The organism is Gramella sp. AN32, assembly GCF_023718305.1.
Classification (GTDB): domain Bacteria; phylum Bacteroidota; class Bacteroidia; order Flavobacteriales; family Flavobacteriaceae; genus Christiangramia; species Christiangramia antarctica.
This window is the reverse complement of record NZ_QEYO01000002.1, coordinates 154,723-166,723: the sequence shown is the minus strand read 5'-3', so window position 1 is coordinate 166,723 and position 12,001 is coordinate 154,723. Positions and strand designations below refer to the sequence as shown.

The 12,001-nt window shown below is 36.1% G+C and carries 9 protein-coding genes; 2 read left to right on the top strand and 7 right to left on the bottom strand.

The annotated features are described in order from the left end of the window. Positions 1–26 precede the first annotated feature (26 nt). The gene (locus tag DHD80_RS03240; protein ID WP_251739543.1) at positions 27–1,604 is read right to left on the bottom strand and encodes a lytic transglycosylase domain-containing protein; all 1,578 of its coding nucleotides are present in this window, start codon (positions 1,602–1,604) and stop codon (positions 27–29) included. A gap of 51 nt (positions 1,605–1,655) precedes the next feature. Then, positions 1,656–2,840 (bottom strand): phosphoglycerate kinase, encoded by a 1,185-nt coding sequence (locus tag DHD80_RS03235; protein ID WP_251739541.1) that lies wholly within the window; start codon positions 2,838–2,840, stop codon positions 1,656–1,658. A 68-nt stretch (positions 2,841–2,908) separates the two neighbouring features. On the opposite strand from DHD80_RS03235, the gene DHD80_RS03230 reads away from it, so the two are divergent. Together DHD80_RS03230 and DHD80_RS03225 are read left to right on the top strand one after the other, a co-directional pair. Next, complete coding sequence (locus DHD80_RS03230; RefSeq protein ID WP_251739540.1) at positions 2,909–4,060, top strand: DNA polymerase III subunit delta'; 1,152 nt, start codon at positions 2,909–2,911, stop codon at positions 4,058–4,060. A gap of 3 nt (positions 4,061–4,063) precedes the next feature. Beyond that, a complete protein-coding gene (locus tag DHD80_RS03225) occupies positions 4,064–4,459 on the top strand; it encodes a DoxX family protein (protein WP_251739539.1) in 396 nt (131 codons plus the stop codon). A 55-nt stretch (positions 4,460–4,514) separates the two neighbouring features. Here DHD80_RS03225 and DHD80_RS03220 read toward each other — a convergent pair whose 3' ends face one another. The 5 genes from DHD80_RS03220 to DHD80_RS03200 form a co-directional block, all read right to left on the bottom strand. Beyond that, complete coding sequence (locus DHD80_RS03220; RefSeq protein ID WP_251739537.1) at positions 4,515–5,081, bottom strand: OmpH family outer membrane protein; 567 nt, start codon at positions 5,079–5,081, stop codon at positions 4,515–4,517. Between the two features lie 417 nt (positions 5,082–5,498). Next, a complete protein-coding gene (locus tag DHD80_RS03215) occupies positions 5,499–6,326 on the bottom strand; it encodes a class I SAM-dependent methyltransferase (RefSeq protein WP_251739536.1) in 828 nt (275 codons plus the stop codon). Between the two features lie 44 nt (positions 6,327–6,370). Then, the gene (mnmG, locus tag DHD80_RS03210) at positions 6,371–8,242 is read right to left on the bottom strand and encodes a tRNA uridine-5-carboxymethylaminomethyl(34) synthesis enzyme MnmG (RefSeq protein ID WP_251739535.1); all 1,872 of its coding nucleotides are present in this window, start codon (positions 8,240–8,242) and stop codon (positions 6,371–6,373) included. 14 nt (positions 8,243–8,256) lie between these two features. Beyond that, positions 8,257–8,691: an rRNA maturation RNase YbeY gene (gene ybeY / locus DHD80_RS03205; protein WP_251739534.1), complete on the bottom strand. Its 435-nt coding sequence runs from the start codon at positions 8,689–8,691 to the stop codon at positions 8,257–8,259. Next, complete coding sequence (locus DHD80_RS03200) at positions 8,672–11,971, bottom strand: DUF4175 family protein (protein ID WP_251739531.1); 3,300 nt, start codon at positions 11,969–11,971, stop codon at positions 8,672–8,674. Before DHD80_RS03200 ends, ybeY begins: the two co-directional genes overlap by 20 nt. Between the last annotated feature and the right edge of the window lie 30 nt (positions 11,972–12,001).

The following is a 12,001-nucleotide window of genomic DNA, read 5'->3' as shown; positions in this document are numbered from 1 at the left end:
CGGATTTTATTTGGTTGCGTTCGATTTTAACCCTTAGAAATCTTTAATTTCATTCCGGGTTTTAAGCTACTAGAGCTCATATCGTTCCAAGACCTCAAATTTTGTACCGTAACTCCCGGAAACTTTTTTGAAATGCTCCAAAGCGAATCTCCCTGCCTTACTGTATATATTTTTTGGGATGAAGATGAAGCCTTAGGGGTAGTTTGCTTATTTGCAACAGCAACCGGTGTCCTGGGATAGATCGTTAAATACTGACCAATTCTAAGATTATTGCTCCTCAAATTGTTCCACTTCTTGATGCTGTTTATTCCCACACCATACTTTTCTGCTATTTTTCCAAGATAATCGCCATTTCTAACCTTGTATCGAATTCTATCTTCAGTTTCCACATATTGCGGAAGTTCTTTCTTCTTTTCGGCCACTTCAGCATCGATAATATCGTAAATAGCATTTTCATTCGAAACGAATTGCCCCGTTGCCTTTACAGGCAGCCTTAAAGTATATTTTTCATCGGCTACAAAGGGAATAATATTCAGCTTATAACTGGGATTTAGAAATTCTAACATTTCCTTTTCTACGCCGGTAAATTTTGAAACCTGTTCGAAAGTCAGCAATTTCTTGACCTGGATGGTATCGGTTTCGAAGTAAACTACTTCAGGATATGCCGGCTGAAACTTATGCTCATCGGCATATTCAAAAAGGTATAGGGTGGCCAGAAAAGCCGGAACATAACCTGCTGTTTCACGTGGAAGATATCTCCGAAGATGCCAGTAATCTGTACTGCCGCCACTTCTTCTAATCGCTTTGGAAACATTTCCCGGTCCTGAATTATAAGAAGCCAAAACTAAATCCCAATCCCCAAAAGCTTTATATAGATTAGACATATATTCTGCAGCAGCCTCGGTAGATTTTACCGGGTCCATTCTTTCATCCACATAAGAACTTACTCCCAGACCATGCATTTTTCCGGTTGGAAACATAAATTGCCATAAGCCAGTGGCACCAACTCTTGAACGTGCACGCGGATTTAATGCCGATTCTACAATGGCCAGATATTTAATTTCCAGAGGGATGTCATATTTATCCAATTCCTGTTCAAAAAGTGGAAAATAATATGTGCTCAGCGCCATTAAACGCTCCATTCCTTTCTTATTCCTTTTCAGATAAGACTTTATAACACTTTCCAATATTGGGTTATATTCTACGTTGAAAGGCGTTCTGGCATTTAATCGTTCCAGTCTGGCCTTCAAAGTATCTGTAGGAAGTTCATTATATACCACTTCTTCATAGTCCTGCTCAAGAATACTTTTCTGCATATCCTCAAAAAGGTCGGAATTGGTGAGTTCTCTTTTCCAGAGTGAATCAATTTTAGCCGCTTTGGGAAGATCTTCCAGGGCTACTTTAACCGAATCCCTATATACTGCAGAAATAGGGAGTTTATTGGCAAATTCCGGATCAGATTCCAGTTTAATTTTGGTGTCTTCCGTCTTTTGAAAGATTTGCACCCGAAAGTTGGCTTTCTCGACCTGAGTTTTCTTTTTTTCCTGAGCGGAAAGTGAAAAAACAGCTAAAAGCAACACCATGAAAATTTTTCGTGTCAGCATATAATCAATTTAGATTAAGAAACGAAAAAGTATCAAAAATCGTACTTGATTTTAATTCTTTATCGCTTCGATTCCCGGTAAAGATTTACCCTCTAACATTTCCAACATGGCGCCCCCACCTGTTGAAACGTAACTCATTTTGTCCTCCAAACCGAATTGTTTTACTGCAGCTACCGAGTCTCCCCCACCAACAAGTGAAAATGCCCCGTTTTTAGTAGCTTCAGCTATTGCTTCCCCTAATTTAATTGTTCCCTGTGCGAATGCTTCCATCTCAAAAACCCCAAGCGGTCCATTCCACAAAATTATTTTTGATTTCTGAATAACACTTGAAAAGTTACTCAAAGTTTTTTCACCAACGTCAAGTCCCATCCAGCCATCCGGAATATTATCTACACTTTCCGTTTGTGTACTGGCTTGTTCTGAAAAACTATCTGCAATGATAGAATCTACCGGAAGATGAACTTCAACACCTTTTTCTTTCGCTTTTTTCAGAATTTCCAGGGCCAGTTCCTGCTTATCATCTTCAACCAGGGAATTCCCAATTTTACCACCCTGTGCTTTAATAAACGTATAGGTCATCCCACCACCAATGATCAAATGATCAATTTTATCCAGGATATTTTCAATTACAGTAATCTTACTGGAAACTTTTGCCCCTCCTAGAACTGCAGTTACCGGCTTTTCATTACTATTAAGCACTTTTTCCAGACTTTCAATTTCCTTAGCCATTAAATATCCGAAGCATTTATCCTCAAAATATTTTGCGACCACTGTAGTAGAAGCATGAGCCCTATGTGCAGTCCCAAAGGCATCATTTACATAAATATCCCCAAGTAAGGATAATTTTTTAGCAAATTCTTCATCACCTTCAGTTTCTTCCTCATGAAACCTTAGGTTTTCAATTAAAAGGATTTCGCCGGACTTTAAATTATTTGCAGCATTTTCAACTTCATCACCAATGCTATCTTCCACAAATTTTACTTCAACCCCCAAAACTTCAGAAACTTTATTCACAATATGTTGAAGTGAATATTTATTTTCCTTCCCCTTTGGCCTACCAAGGTGTGACATTAAAACAATACTGCCTCCATCTTCAAGAATTTTAATGATTGTAGGTTTTGCCGCTTCAATTCTATTAGCATCGGTTACTTCCATTTCATCGTTCAGCGGAACATTAAAATCTACACGAATTAATGCGCGTTTATTCTCAAAGTTGTAGTCGTCTATGGTTTTCATAAAAATGCTTTCTTACAAATATAAATTTTTCCGAAGATAATAAAGCTTATATAATTTTATATTTGCCTATGCTTTTTAAAGACGTTATAGGGCTTCCGCACATTAAAAACCATCTCACCACCACGGCTGATAGAATGCGGATTCCACATGCCCAACTTTTTACGGGAAGCCCAGGAAGTGGCACCTTGCCTATGGCGATCGCTTATGCCCAATACATTCTTTGTAAAAATAGTAATGGGGAAAATGGGCAGGAGAGTGCCTGCAATCTAAAGTTCAACAATTTAAGTCATCCAGACCTTCATTTTGCTTTTCCTGTGGCCACCAATGATAAGGTAAAAAGTTATCCTGTTTCTTCCCTGTTTCTTGAGGAATGGAGAAAATTTGTAAAAGAGAATCCCTACGGAAGCTTATATGACTGGTTACAATTACTAGGTATTGAAAACAAGCAGGGGCAAATGAGCGTAACTGAAGCTCAGGAAATTTTAAAATCCCTTTCCCTTAAATCTTATGAAGGTGGTTTTAAAATTATGATTATTTGGATGGCTGAAAAATTAAATACGGCAGCGGCAAATAAACTGTTGAAGTTGATTGAAGAACCACCTAATAACACTGTTTTTATTCTTATTGCTGAAGATGAAGAGCAAATCATCCAAACCATTAGATCACGTTGCCAGAGTTTATACTTTCCACCTTTGAGCGAGGCTAATATTTCCCAGGCTTTAATCGAGCGGGAAAATTGTGATAAAGCCATTGCCATAAAAATTGCCCATCAATCTGGGGGAAATTATACCAGGGCACTACATATTCTTCAAAAAAATGTTGGAGATGAACAGTTTGAAGACTGGTTTATAAGCTGGGTTCGAAGCGCTTTTAAAGCTAAAGGAAATAAATCTACCGTGTTGGAGTTGATTTCCTGGAGTGAAGAGATTGCCGCTTTGGGAAGGGAAACTCAAAAAAGCTTTTTACTATATTGTATCGATTTTTTCAGACAGGCATTATTGCAAAATTATCAGGCGAATGATCTTGTTTATTTGGAGCCATCCGTAGAGAAATTTAAGCTGAAAAATTTTGCTCCTTATGTGCACGGAGGAAATATTATGGAAATTACCGAAGCCTTGGAAACCGCCATTTATCATATCGAAAGGAATGGAAATTCCAAGATCGTCTTAACAGACCTTTCTATTAGACTCACCCGTTTTTTACATAAAAAATCAGCATAGATCATGGAAAATCTCACTAATCATATTACTGAAATTCTTATTCTCCTTTTTGTATTGATTACTTTTATGCAATCTGGAATAGATAAAATGGTAGACTGGAAAGCCAACATAGAGTGGCTAAAAGGTCATTTTTCAGATACCTTTCTATCTGGATCTGTTCCATTTATGGTGGGTGTTATTGCCATAATAGAGATTATCACCGGAATTCTTGCAATTTTGGGCATACTATGGATCCTCGCTTATAATGATATGACGTTGGGGTTTTATTCCTGTATTTTGGCTTGTCTTACCTTAATCATGTTATTATTTGGACAACGTGTCGCCAAAGATTATGCAGGTGCCTTTACCCTTACAGGTTATTTTATTGTGTGTATAATAGGCGTTTATATTCTGAACTAGATAAAAACAAAAAGCCCCGGAAAATCCAAGGCTATTAATAATTATTTAGATTCAATTAATCCTCTATTTCTTCAATTTCACCATCATCATCGGTTGCTGCGGAAGTTGAATTTCCCGAATATCCTTTGTTCATTTCTTCTAAAACTTCATCGGTTATATCCAGCCCTTTTTCAGCATACATAATATTTGCGCTTTCGTTAGATCCAAAAATATAAGTGTAACCTTTATCTTCCCCATATTGCTTCACGAAATCCTTTACTTTATTTACCATAGAATCCATAACAGCAGTACTTTCTTCACGTAAAACGTTACTTCTCATTTGCTGTTGCTGCTGAAGCATTTGTTGCTTTTGCATTAATTCCTGCTCTTTAGCCTGCTTTTCAGTCTGGCTCATAGAGTTCATTTGAGATTGATATGCCTGTACTTCCTGTTGGAAAGCCTGAGCAGCTGCATCAAGTTGTTTTCTAACTGAATCAGACTTTGAAGTAAAATTAGCTTCTACTTCTTTCATTTCTTTATACTCCTGAATTATTTTGGTAGTGTCTACATAAGCAGTTTTTTGCTCATTACATGAAATCATGGCAAGAGCAACTATTCCAATTGCAAAAATTCTTTTTATCATAATATTTATTTTAAGGGGCAAAAGTAGAAAACTATTTAGTCTTGAAAAATAAATTTTTAAATAAAAAATTTCTTGAACCGACTATTACCGAGGCAAGCCCTAGGAGTATTTAGCCGGTTTTGTTTTGGCCTCTGGGTCAAAGCAAAACCGAAATTTTATATTCCCCCTCACCTGGAACTGCAAAAAAGCAGTTCCGACCTCTCCCTTAGGAGAGGTGAAGAGGAAACCCCGAGGCTGAGCCGCCGGGGAATTTTTTACTGAAAATAGTTTCAATTTATATAATAGATAAGGTATAATAGTTTAAGTCTATAAGAATCTCGCTATTTTAAGAGCGTTCCTGTGGTTTTTAAATTTTAATGAAGCCAAGGCTTATTAAAATGGAGAAAAAGCTCTTAAAGAGCCTTTAATTAAATCTTTTTAGCTTTTTCTGAAGAAATAGGTCAGGGAAGAATACTCTCCTGATGTTTTTGCCTTAAAGTTAGATTTAAAACCAGTTTTAAAAGCATTCAATTTTGAACCGCCATTTTTTCTGAAATTTTCACTTAGCAAACTCACATAATAAGAATCGAAAATTAAAGGCTTATTTTGGAAACATTCAAAACCGAGGTTTTTCATCTCCATTTTCAAACCCTCCTGAGAGAAGTGCCATAAATGCCGGGGTACATCCCAGGCTGCCCAATCTTCTTTATAATATTGTGCATCATACGATTTATAATTAGGCACTGCAATTATCAAAATGCCATTTTTGTCCAGAAGGGAATAGATTTTTAAAATTTGCTCTTCCAGATTGGGTATATGTTCCAAAACATGCCAAAGGCTAATAATATCAAAATTTTTAGGTTTAACGTCATTTAATTCCTGAACGAGGTTTAATCCTTTTTTTAACGCAAACTCTCGGGCTTTTCTATTGGGTTCAACTCCACAAATTTCCCAGTTTTGATTTTTAAACTGGTTTAAAAAATCTCCGGTTCCCGCTCCAATATCCAAAATCTTACCTTTTGATTTTTCGGTTAAAACCCACTTCCGTTTTTGTGATAACATATAAGATTTTACCCATCCATATATAGTATCCAGCAAATTATTCCGCTCGTCTGTATGGGAAATATAATCTTCGCTTTCGTAATAAGTAGATAGATCTTCAGGAAAAGGTTCCGTTTTAAGGATCCCTTTTTTATAAGGAATTATATCAAATTCTTCATTACTTAACAGATGATCTTTTGCCGTTAAAATTTTATTTAAAGCCAATAATTGAAATTTTCGATATGTGTTCCACGTGGAACAACTAAAATTTATCTTCCCAGATAAACAAGAAGTACAGAAATGTCATTAGGGCTAACCCCACTTATTCTCGATGCCTGCGAAATAGTTTTAGGCTGCACCTTTTTTAATTTTTCCCTGGCCTCATAGGACATTGATTTTATTTGAGAATAATCGAAATTATCGGGAATTTTTAGATTTTCCAGTCGGTTTAGCTTATCTGCATTATTCTTCTCCTTTTCAATATAACCTGAATATTTTACCTGGATTTCAGTTTGCTCGATCATTTCCTCATTAAGATCGTTATCGCTAATAAATTCTTCAACCCCACTAAACTGCATGACATCCTGCATGGTGACTTGAGGTCTCGAGAAAACTTTAAAAACCTTATCACTTTGTTTCATAAGCGACGAATTTCTTGATTCCAGGACGGGATTTGCTTCTTCAGGTACTACGCTTAGATCCTTCAAAAATTCTACAAAGCGGAAAGACTTATCCTTCTTTTCTTCCATTTTGCGCATACGTTCTGCTCCGGCTAATCCAAGATTAAAAGATTTTTCGGTTAATCTAAAATCAGCATTATCCTGTCTCAAAAGTGTCCTATATTCTGCACGTGAAGTAAACATTCGGTAAGGTTCTTCGGTGCCTTTAGTGATGAGATCATCAATTAGAACTCCAATATAAGCTTCGTTTCTTTTCAGAATAAATTCATCTTTTTCCTGAACTTTTAGCGCTGCATTTATACCCGCCATCATTCCCTGGCACGCAGCTTCCTCGTAACCCGTAGTTCCATTAATTTGTCCGGCAAAATATAATCCCTCTACAATCTTAGTTTCCAGGGTATGTTTTAACTGCGTAGGTGGGAAATAATCATATTCGATAGCATAGCCCGGACGAAAAAATTTCACCTTTTCGAATCCGACAACAGAACGCAAAGCTTTAAACTGAACATCTTCGGGAAGTGAAGTGGAAAAACCATTTACATAGACTTCCACCGTTTTCCATCCTTCCGGCTCTACAAATAATTGATGCCGATCTTTATCTGCAAAACGATTTATTTTATCCTCTATAGAAGGACAATATCTGGGGCCTATGCTTTTAATTCTACCATTGAACATGGGTGACCTGTCAAAACCTTCTTTTAAAATTTCATGAACCTCATTTGAGGTATAGGTCATATGGCAGGAACGTTGTTTTTTTAATGGCATTGTTTCATCTGAATAAGAAAACTTTCCCGGAATATCATCGCCAGGTTGTTCCACCATCTTGGAATAATCCAGAGATCTTCCATCTACCCTTGGCGGAGTTCCTGTTTTCATTCTGCCAGCTTCAAAACCGGCTTCAATTAAATCTTTCGTGATTCCGGTTGCAGCTTTTTCTCCTGCCCTGCCTCCACCAAATTGTTTATCACCAATATGGATCAATCCATTGAGAAAAGTTCCATTGGTACAAACAACTGATTTCGCTTTTATTTCTAATCCCAGCGAAGTTCGAACACCGGTAATTTTACCATTTTCTATAATCAACCCGGAAACCATTTCCTGGTAGAAATCAAGGTTTGGAGTCTGCTCCAGTTTTAACCTCCAATCTTCAGCAAAGCGCATTCGGTCTGACTGTACCCGGGGACTCCACATGGCAGGCCCTTTGGATTTATTGAGCATCTTAAACTGGATCGCGCTGGTATCACTTACAATACCACTATACCCACCCATAGCATCGATCTCACGAACAATTTGTCCCTTAGCGATCCCGCCCATGGCAGGATTGCAACTCATTTGCGCGATATTTTGCAAATTCATCGTGATCAATAAGGTCTTCGCACCCAAATTTGCGGCTGCTGCGGCGGCTTCACTTCCAGCATGACCGGCACCAACTACAATAACATCATAAATCTTTTCAAACATTCTAAACCTAAAATTTAAGATTGTTCCACGTGGAACATTTTTAGTTTTTCATCCTCTTTCTGTCGCATTAAGCCTGCATCGCTTTCAGATTTATCTTTATAGCCAATAAAATGCAGGATACCATGAATGATCACCCGATTCAGTTCATCAATAAAATCAGAATTAAATTCAGAAGCATTCTCTTTCACTCTGTCAATACTAATATAAATATCGCCATGAAGAACCCTATCTACAGAATTATCAAAACTTATAATATCTGTTAGTGTGTCATGATCTAAGTATTGAACATTCATTTGATGCAGATATTCATCATCTACGAAAATATAATTAATTACCCCCGTGGATTTTTCCTCAGAATAAATTACGCGATCGATCCAGGATTTATATTCCTTTTCTTTCTCTAATTCAAATGCGGTTTCGTAGAAAAAATTAATCTCCGTTTGCTCCAAAATATTCCTTTACTTTTTCTCTGTAAATTTGGCGCAAAGGTAAGGTTTGTCGGTTTAAAATTTCAGTAGAATTGAAATATTCTTTTGCCTTATCTATTTGGTTTTGAAGCGGGTTTATAAAGTTATTCTGGTTCGTTTCAGATTTTCTTTTCTTATCTTTTCCCTGTAACTGGTTCGCTTTTTCGAATTCCAGAAGGTCATATTCCAATTGCTCCATTTTCTTTATGGTTGAAGGATCAAAGCCTTTATCCAACAAATCATCTTCAATTTTTTTCATTTCTGCAGGCAAACCCCCATTGGGATTTAAACCATTTTCCTGAAGCATTTTTTCCATTTCCATCCTCAACATTTGCTGTTCTTTATAAATTTCAAAGACCTTCCCATTTTCGCCTTCGCCCTGTGATTCACCTTTACCCTCACCCTTACTTTTACTTTCAGATTTCTGCTCACCTTCTTTTCCTAACTTATCTCCCATACCTTTTTTCATCTCTTCCATTAACTTCTGTTGTTTTGAGATAATATCAGGTAATTGAAATTCTTCCCCATCGCCTTTACCTGGCTGGGCATTCATCATCATATTCTGCATCGATTCTAAAACCTGGTCTAACAATATAGCCAGATCATTAGCTCCGGTAACTACATATTGCTGGCTGGATGTCCCCTGCTGAATTTCATTCTCAGATAACCTTTCCAGTGATTTATCGAGATCATATTCAACATCGGTGAGTTTTTCCGTAATCACATCGCTTATCATGGCATTTCGAAGTGCCAGCGAATACAAGCTATCATCTACATGATGAAAATTCTCCCTTAAATTTGCCTGGTCCTTTAATTTACCAGCATATTGGGGATTACTTTGACTTATTTTTCTAAAATCCTTTAGTAAGCTTTCCTGTTCTAAGGAAAACAATACCAGGTTATCGAGAATTTGCCGTAAACTTTCAGCATCAGCATCTAATTGTTCCATTTGCTGGGCCTTAGAACTTTGTTTCATTTTCGCACTCATTTGCTGCATTTGCTCCCCGGCTTTTTTCTGGTTTTTCTGGGCATCTTTCTTATCATCTTCCTTTCCGATTTGCTGTTCAGAATTTTCTAATTTCTCCGTTGCCTTTTCCTGTTCTTTCTTTACACTTTCTTCATCAACTTCTTCAATTCCCAGGTCTTTCTTATTCTTCAAACTTTCATTTTCCTTTTCCAACTCATCCATATTTTTCTGAAAATCATCAAATTTGTCATTTAGTTTTCTTTGTTCTTCCGCATTATTTTGCTCCTCCTTTTCTGAAAGCTTTTTTTGTTCCTCTCCTAATTTTTCAAGATCACGGGCAAGCTTTTGTTTCTTTTCCTCTACATAATACTGTTTGGTTAATTCCAGAATTTGTTCAAGGTTTCTTTTATTATTTTTGTTCTTTTTAGAAAGTTCATCTAATTTTTGTCCAAGATCTTCCTTTTCAATTTTATCGGAATATTTCTCCAGTTCTTTTAACAGCTCTTCACTTTCTCGCAACCGCTTTTCTGTGCTTTCCAGTCTGTCTTTTAATTCTTTTGACATTTCACTGTTACTCTCATTATTCAATTTCTCTAATGATTTTTCCAATTTTTCAGAATAATTCTGCATCATCTCATTCTGTTTATTCTGTCTTTTCAAAAATTCTTCGAGTTGCCTTTTCTCATTATAATTAAGTTCCTGTTTTTCTTTTTCCAGGTTACTTAATTTCTCTAGTTCTTCTGCGGAATTATTATAATCTTTTAATTGTTTATCAAAATCGGTTATTGTTTTTTGTTGCTCCTGAAGGTTTTCTGTTTGCAATTCTTCTTCGGTTCGCTTTCGATAAGTAAAAGATTCAGATTTAGCCGACTTGGCACCATGAACACCATCATTATCAAAAACCTGAAAATAATAGGAATAACTTTTCCCTGCTTCTAAATTCAAATTGCCGGGAAAAGCATATACAAACTCATCTACGGCTGCCCTTGCCACCGGGATATCAATTTTTAGATTATTTGCATCGTCGTTCTGCAATTGATACACCAGTTGAAGTTTGGATAAACCATAATCATCTGAAATGTTACCTTTAAAATATTGAATATCAGCATTTAATGAATCTTTTTTACTTTCTATGGAAATTTTAGGATATTCATCTTTAATGGTTTGAATACGATATTCCAGTGGTTCATAATCTTTTAAATTGGTGTTGCTGGTACTTATAGTATAAGTAATATTGGCATAAACATTTCTTTCAAATTGCTGAACATTATCTGTGAGCGACAAATTCAGCAACGTATCTGGAAAACGTAAGTTTATTGATTCTGCATTTTTTGTATTAAAATTCCATTCAATTTTACTTCCTTCCGGTAAGATCGCATTGCCAGTGCCCTTTAATATTTCATTCTTCATCCCGGTGTATGGCGGATAAAAAATATGCATTTTAAACTCCAATAATTTCGGCGTTTTTATTGACTCAATATTGTATTTTCTTGAAGTGACTTCATTAGAAATCAATTGAAATTGAAAAGACTCTGTGATATTCGCAAAGTTATATTCAAAATGCCCTGGCGAAATTTGTTTTAAAAATCCTTCGGAATTCCCTGTTTTGATCTGAACATTTTCAGGATAATAATCTCCAATAGTCTTTACCTGTAATTTAAGATCCTGCCCTTCAATAATCTTTAAATTGTTATTTATAACCTGAAATTTGAACGGAGCTGGCTTTTCAAAATGTTCGTTATAGGCTGATATTCTATAGAAACCGTTAGTGAGATTTGAAGTTTTTCCCGCTACAACAATCAGTAAAATAATTAAGATTGGTAAAATCAATAAACTAAGATGCTTTTTGTTTTCTTTATAATCAATCGCATTATTAAATGGGACAGGATGTAGCTCATTAGATCGTTGTTCGATACTGGCCAGCAGAAGTTCATTTTGCTCAGTGTCTTTTCTTAGCTGTAAGAGATTAAATAATTTATCATCTACTTCAGGGAAATGCCTTCCAATGATTTTTGAAGCCTGTTCATTTCCAATCCCATCCGAAAGTTTAATCAGTTTAAAAAAAGGAATACCAATAAAGTAACTTAATAATCCAATTTCAACGGCGAGGAAAGTCCAGAAAAGTAGCATTCTTACTTCCGCAGAAAACCATAGAAAATTTTCCAAAGTAGATATTAAAAGAAAATACAGGACGCCCGTAAAAAGGAAAAAAATGAGTCCACGAAGCATTAAATTTTTATAATACTTCCTGATAAATAATTCCAGCTTTTCCTGTACCCGAATGTAAGATCCCATTCCTCTCTCCTATTTGTCTAAAAATACATA